Consider the following 12,538-nt stretch of genomic DNA (forward strand, 5'->3'; position numbering starts at 1 on the left):
GCCTGCGGGATGGGGCTCTCCGCCCGACCCCGACCTGACCCTGGGGGAGCGGTACGACGGACTGCGGGTGACGGCATGGCGGTCGGCGGAGATGGTCATTAGCTTTGTCGGATGATCAGCACGCAACCGCTCCTGCCCTTCCCCCGTACGATCGCCGCCGGTCCCGAGCCCGGCTCCGACGGGCCCGTGGGGTTTGTCACGGGTTTGGTCGAACGGCTGGGCGGTCCCGGCGCGGGACTGGCGGTCGCGCTTGAGAATCTCTTCCCGCCCATCCCCAGCGAGGTGATCCTGCCGCTGGCCGGGTTCGTCGCCAGCCAGGGAAGAATGAGCCTGGTAGGGGCGATCGGCTGGACCACCCTCGGCTCTGTGGTCGGTGCCCTCGCGCTGTACGTGATCGGCGCCCTGTTGGGCCGGGACCGGATGCGCGCCATCGTCGCGCGACTGCCGCTGGTCAAGCTCGAGGACGTCGACCGGACGGAGGCGTGGTTCCTCCGGCACGGGGTCAAGGCGGTGTTCTTCGGCCGGATGATCCCGGTGTTCCGCAGCCTCATCTCGATCCCGGCCGGCGTGGAACGGATGCCGGTGCCGACCTTCCTGCTGTTCACGACCCTCGGCAGCCTGATCTGGAACACGATCTTCGTGATGGCGGGCTATCTGCTGGGGGAGAAGTGGCACCTCGTCGAGGGCTACGTCGGCACGTTCCAGAACGTGGTCATCGCGGTGTGCGCGGTGGCGCTCGGCTGGTTCGTCGTCACCCGGGTGCGGCGTGCCCGCGCCGCCCGACGGCTGCCTGTCGACAAGGCCGACCCGCTCGCCCCGGTCGACGCTGTCCACGCGTCGGACGCGGAGGCGTCGCCGTCGGTCGGGCCGGAGTTCGGTGGGGCGCGGGAGTACCGCGGGACCGTCTACCGCAGCGGGACCTGGCGGGGAGAGTCCGAGCGCTGACCGCCGGTGGACGTCGTGCCCTGAAGGGCCCTCGGTGCCCGGTGGTGGGGCGGGATGGGCGTTTGGGGTGTTTGGGGGAGTGACCGGCGACATCCGCTCGGCGGAACATGGGCCGGCCCGGGGTCGTTACACATGGCAGACGATCGAGTAGCGCACGCCGCTGCTGAGCTGCCCGAACCCCCGTGACCTCGTCGGGGAATGTGGGTGGGCCGCCGGTCGTTGGACATGGTCCCGCCGCCATCAGCACCCCCCCCGGGTGCGGTGAGCTGTCGGATGGTTTTCCCCCTTTTTGATCTTTTGGGCGCCTCGACGTGGTGCTCACACGCCCACCCTTTTCCCCTGGGGTGGGGTGTGTCGACCCCCGATTGGAGTCACCCTGATGAACACGATCATGCGTAAGAGCGTTCTCGGTATCGCTGGTCTGGCGTTCGCTGGTGGTCTGGCCGCCGGTCCGCTGCAGCACGCCACCACTCCGACCGTCGAGTCGACCGTCCCGGCCGCTGTGGCCGTGCAGGCCGACAAGCCGGGTGTGGACAAGGCCAAGCTGATCCCGCACGGTGTGCAGGGTGAGCAGTCCCGCATCGACCTCGACGGCGAGCAGACCGCCAACGTGAGGGCGATCGTGGCGGCGACGAAGAAGGCCGGTATGGACGAGCGGGCCGCCGTGATCTCGATCGGCACGTCTCTGCAGGAGTCGAAGCTGGAGAACCTGGGTCACCTGGGTGACCGCAACGACCACGACTCGCAGGGCCTGTTCCAGCAGCGTCCGTCGTCGGGCTGGGGCACGGTGGAGCAGATCACCGACCCCGAGTACTCCACCCTCGCGTTCCTGAAGGGCCTCAAGCAGGTCGACGGGTGGCAGGACATGCCGCTGACCAAGGCCGCCCAGACCGTGCAGGTGTCGGCGTACCCCGACCACTACGCCCAGTGGGAGCAGCAGGCCGCCGACCTCGTCGCCGAGCACTGGAACAGCTGACCCCCGCACCACCGCACTGCTACGGCACCGCCGCTGGCCGTCCCCGACACCCGGGGACCGGCCAGCGGCGTCTGCGCGTCCGGGGGCCGGCGGTTTCCTGGGGACGCCGGCCGGGCGGGAGTGATCCGATCCGGAGGGTGACCGGGGGCCGACGCGCTGACCGGCGACGGGGCCTGAGCGTACAGTCGGACGGTGGACCGTACCGAATCCCTGCCGGCACAGACGCGACCGCCCGGCGTGGCGCCCGCCGATCCGGGCAGCGTGCTGCTGCCCGGGCACGACGTGCCGCTCGGCCGCTACACGACGGTGCGCCGGCTGCTGCCGCAGCGCCGGCGGCGGATGGTCGGGGCCTGGTGCTTCGTCGACCACTTCGGGCCGGACGACGTCGCCGAGCGGCCCGGGATGGAGGTGCCGCCGCACCCGCACACCGGGTTGCAGACGGTCACCTGGCTGCTCGACGGGGAGATCGTGCACCGGGACAGCCTCGGCAACGTCCAGCCGATCCGGCCGGGGCAGCTCAACGTGATGACCTCCGGCCACGGCATCGCCCACTCGGAGCGGTCGCCGGCGGCGCATCCGCCGGTGATGCACGGCGTACAGCTCTGGGTGGCCCTGCCGGACCCGGCGCGGGCGGCGGCGCCCGACTTCGCCCACCACGAGGACCTGCCGGTGTGGCGCGACGGCGACCTCGACGTCACGCTGCTGGCCGGTGAGCTGGGCGGGGAGCGGTCCCCGGCGGTGCTGCACACCCCGCTGGTCGGCGCGCAGCTCACGGCCCGGGGCGCGGCGCCGGCCCGGCTGCCGCTGCGCCGCGACTTCGAGTACGGCCTGCTGGCGATGTCCGGTTCCGCCCAGGTGGGTGACGTGCCGCTGGAGCCGGGTGCGCTGCTCTACCTCGGTGCCGGCCGGGAGAGCCTCACCCTGAGCGCGGCGCCGGGCAGCCGGCTGCTGCTGCTCGGCGGGGCGCCGTTCGAGGAGCCGCTGGTGATGTGGTGGAACTTCGTCGGCCGGTCGCACGAGGAGGTCGTCGCGGCCCGCGAGGACTGGGCGGCCGGCCGCCGGTTCGGGACGGTGGCCGACGACGCGGCGCCGCCGCTGCCGGCGCCCGCGCTGCCGACCACCCGGCTCAAGGCCCGCACCCGGCACGGCGACATCCGGGCCTGAACCCCGGGCGGGGCCGGGCGGCACAGGCACCGGCGGGTGGAGGCGTGGCGGGTGGCGACGCGGGTAGTCGCGGGCATGCCGACCACCGCGATCCCCAACATCGAGGACAGGAAACGACTGGCTCGCCGGCTCGCCGGCAGCGGGCGAGGGTTCGCCGAGCAGTACGGGTTCCGGGTCACCAACAATCCGTCCAGCCTGTTCCAGCTCCTCGTCCTGTCGGTCCTGCTGGCCCGGCGGGGCGACTTCCGGCGGGCCCTGGACACCGCCGCCGTGCTGCGTGACGCCGGCTGGGACAGCGCGGCCCGGATGGCCCGTTCGCTGCACGCCGATCGGGTGCGGGTGCTGCGGGCGGCCGGGCAGCGCGGCGACGTGGACGCCCTCGCCGACACCCTGGGCGACCTCGCCCGTGCCGTGGTGGATCGGTATCGGGGCGACCTGCGCCGGCTGCGCGCCGCGGCGCACCACGACCCGGCCGGCGAGCGGGCGCAGCTGGCCGAGCTGCCCGGGGTCGACGCCGGGGTGGTCGACCTGTTCCTGCGTGAGACGCAGGCGCTGTGGCGGGAGGTGGCCCCGGTGGCGGACCGACGGGCGCTCGCGGCGGCCCGCCGGCTCGGCCTGGGGCGGTCCGCGACCGATCTCGCCCACCTTGCCGGCGGCGGCGAGTCGGAGCGGCTGGCCTGGCTGGTCGGCGCGCTCGCCCGGGTGGACCTGGAGAAGCGGTACGCCGAGCTGGCCGACTGAACGTGTGCCGGCCCACAGTTCCTCGAAATCTGACCGTAAGGACGATGGCGGAAGCTATGATGATCTCGGCAGTCGAGTTCGCCCGGTTCGGGCGGACGTGGCCGCCCGGCGGTGCGACCCGGTTCGGGTCGCGGTCACCGCCGGGAGACAGGTTCTGCGTGGCGCCCCAGGTCGCGGTTCGTGACCCGGGGCGCCCGCCTGTCTCCGGCCGGCCGACCGACCCGTCACCACCTCACCGGCCCGCTCACCTGACGAGCCCGGCCAGCAGGTTCACGGTCGCGGCGATGATCACCGCCCCGAACAGGTACGACACCAGCGCGTGCCGCAGCACGGTCGTACGCATCTCGTTGCTGGTCAGGTTCGTGTCGGAGACCTGGAAGGTCATCCCCACCGTGAACGCCAGATAGGCGAAGTCCGAGTAGCGCGGGCGCTGGGCCTGGTGGAACACCACCCCGCCGTCGGGTCCGCCGTAGTAGATCCGGGCGTACCGGGCGGTGAAGACGGTGTGCACCACCAGCCAGGACAGCAGCACGCTGGCCACACCCAGCACGCCGTAGGCGTCCTGGGGCAGCCCCGGCCGGGCGCTGCGCGCGATGACCAGCACGACCGCGACGGCGACCAGGCTGGCCAGGCAGGCGACCAGCAGCAGCAGGTCGCGGGTGGGCCGGTTCGGATCCTCGCGTACGGCGAGCCGGGCGGTCCGCTCGGCGTCCGACGGCCACAGTGTGCGCCAGACCAGCACCAGCCAGCTCAGCGCCGCCACGTCCCAGCCCACGAGGGGGCCGAGCGACGGCGGGCCGACGAGCGCGAACAGGCCGCCGCCCAGCCCACCGGCCAGCCCGAGCACGGCGAGCTGGACCACCGCCGGGGTGTGCCCGTCACTGCCGCGCACTCACCCGCTCCCGACGGCGCGGCGCTCAGATGCCGCGTAGGTGCTGCGAGACCCGGGTGTGCGGATTTCGGGCCTGTGCCGCGCGCTGCGACCTGCCGATCTCCGGGGCGGCGTCGATCTTGGCGGAGCGGGCCACCTCGTTGCCGTTGGCGTAGTCGACCGGGGGCAGGGCCCGCAACGCGCGCAGCACGTCCGGCGGCGCCCCCTCCCGCTGCGCCTCGCGTACCACGTCGGCCTTCTCGGCCGGGTAGTCGAGGCTGGACAGGTACCGCAGGACGTCGTCGTAACTCGCCATGGTGTGGGCTCTCCTCGCCGGTTCGATCCGGTTCACGACTTCACGACCGGCCGCGGTTACCCACCCGCCGGCCGCCCACGCCCGTCCGGCGCGGGGAAATCGCGGACCCGGCCCGTCCGGGTCGATCCGGCCGGCCGCCGTTTCCGGGCCCGAGGGACGGGTACGCGACCGGCCCGATGCAGCGGAAGGAGCACCGCCATGAACTACGACACCTTCGTCGAACAGGTGGCCCTGCGGGCACAGGTCCCCGCGGAGCGGGCCGTGGAGTTGACCCGCGCCACGCTGGAGACCCTGGCGGAGCGGCTGACCGGCGGCGAGGTGCTCGACCTCGCGGCCCAGCTGCCGAAGCCGTTGCGGTTGGTCCTGCGGCCGAGCCCCGACACCGAGGCAGCCGACCGGTTCGGCGCGGGCGAGTTCGTGGCCCGGGTCGGCCAGCGGGCCGGCCTGGACGAGCGGGCCGCCCGGGACGCCGTCCGGGCGGTGTTCGTCACCCTGCGCGAGGCGGTCAGCGGCGGGGAGTTCGACGACATCGTGGTCCAGATGCCGCGCGACTACCGGGACATGGTCGAGCCGGCGCTCGCCCCGGGGGCGGCCGTCCCGCGCCGACCCTGACCGGCCGACCCACCCGGTCGGGGTGGGTCGGCCGGGTTCAGGCGTTTCGCGTTTGTCCCGTCAGGCGCTGGGAATCCGTCCCGCGCGTCCCGGCCCGATCACCGCTGGTGACGGCCGGGGTCGCGGCTTGGCGAGTCGACCGGGCTGGCCTAACCTTGTCGCACGAGGGGAGTACTTCCCACGAATCATTCCGGTCAGTACGGCGTGCCCGGAGCACGCCTCGGGTGGTTGCCCACGGAAACGCGGGTGAAGGAGACCTCGAACATGACACGGTGTTCGAGGGGATTCCATGACCGAATTGTCTTATCTGTCCGCCGGTGAGTTGTCATCGGTGGGCACACCCACGCTCTGGGCGGTCACCATCGCCGGCGTGCTCGCGCTGCTGGTGCTGGACTTCCTCGTCACCCGCAAGCCGCACGAGGTGTCGCTCAAGGAGGCGCTCGGCTGGTCCGCCTTCTACATCGCCCTTCCGCTGGCCTTCGGCGCCTGGGTCTGGTCCCGCTTCGGCTCCCAGCAGGGCGTGGAGTACCTGACCGGCTACCTGGTCGAGAAGTCCCTCTCGGTCGACAACCTGTTCGTCTTCATGCTGCTGCTGGCGGCGTTCGCGGTGCCCGCCGCCCTCGCCCAGCGGGTGCTGCTCTACGGCATCGCCGGCGCGCTGGTGCTGCGGGCGATCTTCATCGCCCTCGGCGCGGCGGCCCTGCAGACCCTCGACTTCGCCTTCCTGATCTTCGCGGCCATCCTCATCGTCACCGCCGTCAAGCTGCTCCGTGACGCCGTCTCCGGCCACGAGCAGACGGTGGACATCAACAAGATGCGGTCGGTGCGGCTGCTGCGCCGGTTCATGCCGGTCGTCGAGGAGTACCAGGGCACGAGGATGATCGTCCGGCAGAACGGTCGCCGGGCGCTCACCCCGCTCGCCCTCGTGGTGGTCGCGGTGTTCGCCACCGACATCGTCTTCGCCGTCGACTCGGTGCCCGCCGTGTACGGCATCACCGAGGACCCCTACCTCGTCTTCGCCACCAACGCCTTCGCCCTGCTCGGCCTGCGTGCGCTGTACTTCGTGCTGCACGCCGCGCTGAGCCGGCTGGTGCACCTCAGCTACGGCCTGGCCTTCATCCTCGCCTTCATCGGCGTCAAGCTCGGCCTGCACTGGGCGCACGGGATCTGGCCGGGCGTGCCGCAGATCCCCACGCTGGCCTCGCTCGGGGTGATCATCGGCGTGCTGGTCGTCGTCACGTTCACCAGCCTCCGGGCCACCCGCAACGCCGCAGCGGGCGACAAGGAGACCGTCGCCGACCGGCACTGACCGCGCAGGCGGCCGGGCGTCACCGCCCGCCGTCGACATCGGTCACGCCGCGACGGGCGTGGGCGGGACTCCGGCCCGACCCGCGTCCGCCGTGGTCGTCCGCCCCGGCGGGTCCGGGCGAACGGTGCCGTCGCGATCCGGCAGGTGGTACGACTGACTGGTGGGAATCGTGTCACCGGGCTTCCAGGGCCGGCCCCGCTCGGCGGAGCCCGCCCTGCCGCCGGGGCAGTACCTGACCGAGGACTTCCCGGTGCTCTCCGCCGGCCCCACCCCGAAGGTGCGGCCGGGCACCTGGGAGTTCGTCGTCACCACCGAGACCGGCGCGGAGCGCCGCTGGTCCTGGGCCGAGTTCACCGCCCTGCCCCAGGACACCCCGACCGTCGACATCCACTGCGTCACCCGCTGGTCCAAGCTCGCGACGACCTGGCAGGGCGTCTCGCTGGACGTCCTGCTCGACGGCGTCGACACCGACGCGGCGTACGCCCTGGTCCACTCGTACGGCGGGTACACCACCAACCTGCCGCTGGCCGACCTGCGCGGCGGCCGGGCCTGGGTGGCGCACCGCTTCGACGACCGCGACCTGCCCGCCGAGCACGGCGGCCCGGCCCGGCTGCTGGTGCCCCACCTCTACTTCTGGAAGTCCGCGAAGTGGGTGCGCGGCATCCGGCTCAAGACCATGGACGAGCCCGGCTTCTGGGAGACCGCCGGGTACCACGCCTACGGCGACCCGTGGCGCGAGCAGCGCTACACCGGCGATTGAACGCCCCGTCGAACGCCCCGCTGACCTGGCGGGTGGCCCGGCTGGTCGAGCGGCGGGGCGAGACGCCGACCGCGCGGACGCTCGTCATCGACGCGCCCGGCTGGCCCGGGCACCTGCCCGGCCAGCACGTCGACGTCCGGCTCACCGCGTCCGACGGGTACCAGGCAGCCCGGTCGTACTCCCTCGCCGGGCCGGCCGACGGCGACCGGATCGCGCTGACCGTGCAGCGGGTGCCCGACGGCGAGGTGTCGCCGTACCTGATCGACGTCTGGGCGCCGGGCGACCCGGTGGAGGTGCGCGGCCCCGTCGGCGGCTGGTTCGTCTGGCGGCCGACGGAGACCGCGCCGGTGCTGCTGGTCGCCGGTGGCTCGGGCGTGGTGCCGCTGATGGCGATGGTCCGGGCCCGCCGGGCCGCCGGCAGCCGGGCGCCGTTCCGGCTGGTCTACTCGGTGCGCACCCCGACCGACGTGCTCTACGCCGAGGAGCTGCGCCGCCGCGCCCGCGACGACCAGGGCCTCGACGTGGCGTACGTGTACACCCGGGCGGCGCCCGACGGGTGGCGGGGCGAGCCGCACCGGATCGGGCTGGCCGACGTGAACGTCCACGGCTGGCCGCCCGACCTGGAGCCGCTCTGCTACGTCTGCGGGCCGACCGGCTTCGTCGAGACGGCGGCGGACCTGCTGGTGGGCCTGGGCCACCAGCCCCGACGGGTCCGCACCGAACGTTTCGGCCCGACCGGTTGACCCGAGGCCCGGCCGGACGCGGCCGGCGCCAGCCGATCCGGCCCCCGACCCGCCCGAGGAGACCCGATGACCGAGATGACCTACCTGGACGGCAACATGCTCGACGGCCCGCTGCGCGAGCTGTTCGCCGTCGACCTGAGCGCCGCCACCGGGCGCTGCCAGTCGTGCGGCATGACCGGCCCGCTCGCCGGCCTGCACGTCTACCCGCACGCCCCCGGCCTGGTCGCCCGCTGCCCGGCCTGCGCGGCGGTGATGCTGCGCCTGGTCCGGGCGCCCGACCGGGCCTGGCTGGACCTGCGCGGCACCACCTACCTCCAGGTGCCCATGCCCCCCGATGAACCCCGGCCCGTCTGACGCGCCGTGACGCCGTCGCGTCGCCGATCCGCGTGCTGCCGACCGCCTGATCGGCGCCGGCGGTGCCCGGGGCCCGGCTCCGCCGCGTGCCCGTACGGGCGGCTCGGGTACCCGACCGGCCACCGATCGCCCGCCGGGTGTTGCGCTCCCCGGCCCGGCTGCGCCAGGCTGATTCCCGGGACAGCGATCTGCCGTTCGGGGGCGAGGATCGATGGCATCACTGGCGACGTCCGGGTGGCATCCCCAGGTCAAACCCGAGCACGGCCTGCACCGGCTGCCGGGCGGCCAAATCCGCGTCGGCGGCTCGGTCTACGGCATCGCGGCCGAGGTGCTCGACCCCACCGGCGCGATCTGGACGACGCTGTGCGCCGCCGACGGCACCCGCGGCGTCGAGGAGATCGTCCGGCAGGTGCTCGCCGCGCACCCGGGCGAGCAGGCCGGCGCCGTCCGCTCCGCGCTCGACCTGTTCGCCGCCGCCGGGTATCTCACCGACGCGGCTGCCCCCGACCCGCCGGAACTCACCGACCGGGACCGGGAGCGCCACGACCGCGGCCGCCGGTTCCACCGCTGGGTCGACCTGGTCCCGCGCGCCACCTCCTGGGAGCCGCAGCTCGCCTTGAAGCGCTCCCGGGCGGTCGTGGTCGGGCTGGGCGGCACCGGCGGGGCCGCCGCGCTCGCCCTGGCCGCCGGCGGGGTCGGGCGGCTGCACTGCGTCGACCCCGACGTGGTCGAGCTGTCCAACCTCAACCGCCAGACCATGTACGTCGAGGACGACATCGGCCGGCCCAAGGTGGACGCCGCGGTGGCCCGGCTGCGCCGGCTCAACTCCGACATCGAGGTCACCGGCGAGCGGTCCGAGGTGCGCGGGCCGGGCGACCTGCGCCGGCTGGTCGCCGGCTGCGACGTGCTGCTGCTCTGCGCCGACCGGCCGGGCGCCATCCGGGCCTGGGCAAACCGGGTCTGCCTGGGCGCCGCGACCCCCTGGGTGGACGCCGGGTACCACGGCCCGGTGGTGACGGCGGCGGCGTACCTGCCCGGGGTGGGCCCGTGCTACGAGTGCTTCTGGCTCGCCGAGCACGACAAGCGCCGCCGCGACGATCCGTCAGCCGAGTACACCGTGCAGCGGGAGAGCAGCAGCGCGGTCAGCGCGTCCTCGGCCGGCCTCTCCGGGCACCTCGCCGCCCACCTGGCGACGGCCCTGCTGACCGGCGTCCCGGCCGTCCGGCCCGGTCAGCTTCAGGGGATCAACCTGGTCGCCCCCGACCAGCACTTCCTCATCGCCCACCCGCCGCACCCGCGCTGCCCGGCCGGCTGCGGCGGGACACCCGTCGACGCGGCGGTCGTCGCCGGCCGGGCAGCGCGCGGATGAGCGTCGAGGCCGCAGGCTCCGGCCGGGTCCTGCCGCACGAGCTGCGCCCGGAGCGCGTCCGGTGGCTGGTCGGCCGACCGGTCACCGGGCGGGCGCGGCCGGTCCCGACCCCCTCGGAGGGAGGTGAGAACCGTGGAGCAGATCGTCATCCGGAAGCTGGACAAGGTGGAGACGACCAGTGCGAGCAACCCCAGCGGCAACTGAAGCCGGGGTCCACCGGGGCACCCCCCTGGTCGAGCGGGTCGACAGCGGCAGCGCCTCGTCACCTTCCTGTGGCGCGGCGAGGCCGCGCAGACCAGTGCCGGCTGGGGGATCAACCTGTTGTTGCGCCGGGCACCGGGCACCGATCCGTTCCGGGCCGGTGCCGTCGGCGCGGACGTGTCGCGCCGTGCCGTCCGGTCGCCCGGCGGAGGCAGCCGGTTGGACAGCGTCCCGCCCCGCCGGTCAGAGTCGTTGGTCGTGAGATACCTGAGCACCGGTGGGCCCGCCGCGATCCGCCGACCCCGATCCTCCGACGAGGCCGAGTTCGTCGCCGCCGCCCGGCGTAGCGGGCAGCTGCACCACCCGTGGCTGTCGGCCCCGGACACCCCGGAGGCGTACGCCACGTATCTGGGCCGGATCCGGCACCGGAACCACGCCGGATACCTGATCTGCGACCGGGCCGGCGGGGCGATCGCCGGGTACGTCAACATCAGCGGCATCCTGCTCGGCGCGCTGCGCGGCGGCTACCTCGGCTACGCGGCGTTCCTGCCGTTCAGCGGCACCGGGCACCCGTCGGCCGGGATCGGCCTGGTGGTGCGGCACGCGTTCGACGTGTTGGGACTGCACCGGCTGGAGGCGAACATCCAGCCGGGCAACGAGCCGTCCCGGCGGATCGCCCGCAAGCTCGGCTTCCGGCTGGAGGGCTACTCGCCGGACTACCTGTTCGTCGACGGGGCGTGGCGGGACCATGAGCGGTGGGCGATCACCGCACCCGACCGGCCCTGAGCCCGTCCCTGACCCGCCGCCCACCTCCGGCTCCAGCCGGACTGATTCCGACGTTTGCCCAGGCCGGCGGTGGGAACGGCACCCCCCATGACGAAGCCTCGGGTGGTGATCGTGGGGGCCGGGTTCGCCGGTTACCACGCGGCGAAGACGTTGAGCGGGATCGCCCGGAACCGGGCCGAGATCGTCCTGCTGAACTCGACCGACTACTTCCTCTACCTGCCGCTGCTGCCCGAGGTGGCCGCCGGGGTGGTCGAGCCCGGCCGGATCGCGGTGCCGCTCAGCGGCACCCTCGACGGCGTGCGGGTGGTCGTCGGCGAGGCCGACCGGATCGACCTGCAGAACCGCTGGGTCGGCTACACGATGCCGGAGGGCGACCAGGGCCGGCTCGCCTACGACCGCCTGGTGCTCGCCGTCGGCAGCGTCAACAAGCTGCTGCCCATCCCCGGCGTCACCGAGTACGCCCACGGCTTTCGCGGCCTGCCCGAGGCGCTCTACCTGCACGACCACGTGGTACGCCAGATCGAACTGGCCGAGCTGACCGACGACCCGGCCGAGCAGCGGGCCCGCACCACCTTCGTGGTGGTCGGCGCCGGCTACACCGGGACCGAGGTGGCCGCGCACGGCCAGCTCTTCACCGACCGGCTGGTCGCCCAGCATCCGCACCTGAGAGTCCGGCCCCGCTGGATGCTGCTCGACGTGGCCCCCCGGGTGCTGCCCGAACTGGATCAGCGGATGTCGGTGACCGCCGACCGGGTGCTGCGCCGACGCGGCGTCGACGTGCGGATGGGCACGTCGGTGGCGGAGGCCACGTTCGACGGGGTGAGGCTGACCGACGGCGAGTGCGTGCCCACGTGCAGCCTGGTCTGGTGCGTCGGGGTGCGCCCCGACCCGTTCGTCGCCGAGCTCGGCCTGCGCACCGAGAAGGGGCGTCTGGTGGTCGACGAGTACCTCACCGTCCCCGGCTTCCCCGAGGTGTACGCCTGCGGCGACGCCGCCGCGGTGCCCGACCTGACCCGCCCCGGGCAGGTCTGCACCATGACCGCCCAACACGCCCAGCGCCAGGGCAAGCTGGCGGCGTACAACATCGCCGCCTCCTACGGGCAGGGCCGGCGTCGGCCGTACAAGCACCACGACCTGGGCTGGGTGGTCGACCTCGGCGGCAAGGACGCCGCGGCGAACCCGCTGAAGGTGTCCCTGTCCGGGCTGCCGGCCAAGGCCGTCACCCGCGGCTACCACCTGCTGGCCATGCCGGGAAACCGGGCCCGGATCGGCGCGGACTGGCTGCTCGACGCCACCCTGCCCCGTCCGGCCGCGCGGCTCGGCCTGGTGCCCGCCAACGCCGTGCCGCTGGAGAGCTCGTCGCCGGAGGTCCCGGTCCGGCTCGGCTGAGC

Annotated in this window: 14 protein-coding genes; 12 read left to right on the top strand and 2 right to left on the bottom strand. The window is 73.8% G+C overall.

Going from position 1 to position 12,538, the window contains the following annotated elements; all coding sequences use genetic code 11:
- The first annotated feature begins 111 nt into the window (after positions 1–111).
- From OG559_RS24135 to OG559_RS24150, 4 genes are all read left to right on the top strand, one after another.
- Positions 112–945, top strand: coding sequence for a DedA family protein (locus OG559_RS24135; protein WP_405107356.1), 834 nt, complete (start codon positions 112–114; stop codon positions 943–945).
- A 379-nt stretch (positions 946–1,324) separates the two neighbouring features.
- Entirely contained in the window at positions 1,325–1,921 is a 597-nt protein-coding gene (locus OG559_RS24140; protein WP_405107361.1) for a hypothetical protein, read from the top strand.
- Between the two features lie 192 nt (positions 1,922–2,113).
- Positions 2,114–3,085, top strand: coding sequence for a pirin family protein (locus tag OG559_RS24145; RefSeq protein WP_405107364.1), 972 nt, complete (start codon positions 2,114–2,116; stop codon positions 3,083–3,085).
- A 75-nt stretch (positions 3,086–3,160) separates the two neighbouring features.
- Positions 3,161–3,826, top strand: a complete 666-nt coding sequence (locus OG559_RS24150) for a hypothetical protein (RefSeq protein WP_405116923.1) — start codon at positions 3,161–3,163, stop codon at positions 3,824–3,826.
- 244 nt (positions 3,827–4,070) lie between these two features.
- Here the strand turns inward: OG559_RS24150 and OG559_RS24155 are convergent, their stop codons facing one another.
- Positions 4,071–4,718, bottom strand: a complete 648-nt coding sequence (locus OG559_RS24155) for a DUF1345 domain-containing protein (RefSeq protein ID WP_405107367.1) — start codon at positions 4,716–4,718, stop codon at positions 4,071–4,073.
- A 25-nt stretch (positions 4,719–4,743) separates the two neighbouring features.
- The gene (locus OG559_RS24160) at positions 4,744–5,013 is read right to left on the bottom strand and encodes a DUF2795 domain-containing protein (protein ID WP_396673474.1); all 270 of its coding nucleotides are present in this window, start codon (positions 5,011–5,013) and stop codon (positions 4,744–4,746) included.
- A gap of 198 nt (positions 5,014–5,211) precedes the next feature.
- Between OG559_RS24160 and OG559_RS24165 the strand changes: the two genes are divergently transcribed.
- The 8 genes from OG559_RS24165 to OG559_RS24200 all read left to right on the top strand — a co-directional run bounded on the left by OG559_RS24165 (position 5,212) and on the right by OG559_RS24200 (position 12,536).
- The gene (locus OG559_RS24165; RefSeq protein ID WP_405107369.1) at positions 5,212–5,625 is read left to right on the top strand and encodes a DUF2267 domain-containing protein; all 414 of its coding nucleotides are present in this window, start codon (positions 5,212–5,214) and stop codon (positions 5,623–5,625) included.
- A 289-nt stretch (positions 5,626–5,914) separates the two neighbouring features.
- Entirely contained in the window at positions 5,915–6,934 is a 1,020-nt protein-coding gene (locus OG559_RS24170) for a TerC/Alx family metal homeostasis membrane protein (RefSeq protein WP_405107372.1), read from the top strand.
- Between the two features lie 169 nt (positions 6,935–7,103).
- Positions 7,104–7,694, top strand: coding sequence for a sulfite oxidase-like oxidoreductase (locus OG559_RS24175; protein WP_405116926.1), 591 nt, complete (start codon positions 7,104–7,106; stop codon positions 7,692–7,694).
- Positions 7,691–8,437, top strand: a complete 747-nt coding sequence (locus OG559_RS24180) for a ferredoxin reductase (protein ID WP_405107375.1) — start codon at positions 7,691–7,693, stop codon at positions 8,435–8,437. Before OG559_RS24175 ends, OG559_RS24180 begins: the two co-directional genes overlap by 4 nt.
- A gap of 66 nt (positions 8,438–8,503) precedes the next feature.
- Positions 8,504–8,791, top strand: a complete 288-nt coding sequence (locus OG559_RS24185) for a DUF6510 family protein (protein ID WP_405107377.1) — start codon at positions 8,504–8,506, stop codon at positions 8,789–8,791.
- A 211-nt stretch (positions 8,792–9,002) separates the two neighbouring features.
- A complete protein-coding gene (locus OG559_RS24190; RefSeq protein ID WP_405107379.1) occupies positions 9,003–10,160 on the top strand; it encodes a HesA/MoeB/ThiF family protein in 1,158 nt (385 codons plus the stop codon).
- Positions 10,161–10,619: 459 nt separating this feature from the next.
- On the top strand, positions 10,620–11,147 hold the full coding sequence (locus OG559_RS24195) for a GNAT family N-acetyltransferase (protein ID WP_405107381.1): 528 nt from the start codon (positions 10,620–10,622) through the stop codon (positions 11,145–11,147).
- An 87-nt stretch (positions 11,148–11,234) separates the two neighbouring features.
- Positions 11,235–12,536, top strand: a complete 1,302-nt coding sequence (locus OG559_RS24200) for an NAD(P)/FAD-dependent oxidoreductase (protein WP_405107384.1) — start codon at positions 11,235–11,237, stop codon at positions 12,534–12,536.
- Positions 12,537–12,538 lie beyond the last annotated feature (2 nt).

Origin of the sequence: Micromonospora sp. NBC_01405 (genome assembly GCF_045040155.1) — a bacterium.
Classification (GTDB): Bacteria; Actinomycetota; Actinomycetes; order Mycobacteriales; family Micromonosporaceae; genus Micromonospora.

What these genes read in the sequence shown, in the direction of transcription:
- OG559_RS24135 (WP_405107356.1), top strand. Translation starts at nt 112, where the DNA reads ATGATCAGCACGCAACCGCTCCTGCCCTTCCCCCGTACGATCGCCGCC.
- OG559_RS24140 (WP_405107361.1), top strand. Translation starts at nt 1,325, where the DNA reads ATGAACACGATCATGCGTAAGAGCGTTCTCGGTATCGCTGGTCTGGCG.
- OG559_RS24150 (WP_405116923.1), top strand. Translation starts at nt 3,161, where the DNA reads ATGCCGACCACCGCGATCCCCAACATCGAGGACAGGAAACGACTGGCT.
- OG559_RS24160 (WP_396673474.1), bottom strand. Translation starts at nt 5,013, where the DNA reads ATGGCGAGTTACGACGACGTCCTGCGGTACCTGTCCAGCCTCGACTAC.
- OG559_RS24165 (WP_405107369.1), top strand. Translation starts at nt 5,212, where the DNA reads ATGAACTACGACACCTTCGTCGAACAGGTGGCCCTGCGGGCACAGGTC.
- OG559_RS24170 (WP_405107372.1), top strand. Translation starts at nt 5,915, where the DNA reads ATGACCGAATTGTCTTATCTGTCCGCCGGTGAGTTGTCATCGGTGGGC.
- OG559_RS24185 (WP_405107377.1), top strand. Translation starts at nt 8,504, where the DNA reads ATGACCGAGATGACCTACCTGGACGGCAACATGCTCGACGGCCCGCTG.
- OG559_RS24190 (WP_405107379.1), top strand. Translation starts at nt 9,003, where the DNA reads ATGGCATCACTGGCGACGTCCGGGTGGCATCCCCAGGTCAAACCCGAG.
- OG559_RS24200 (WP_405107384.1), top strand. Translation starts at nt 11,235, where the DNA reads ATGACGAAGCCTCGGGTGGTGATCGTGGGGGCCGGGTTCGCCGGTTAC.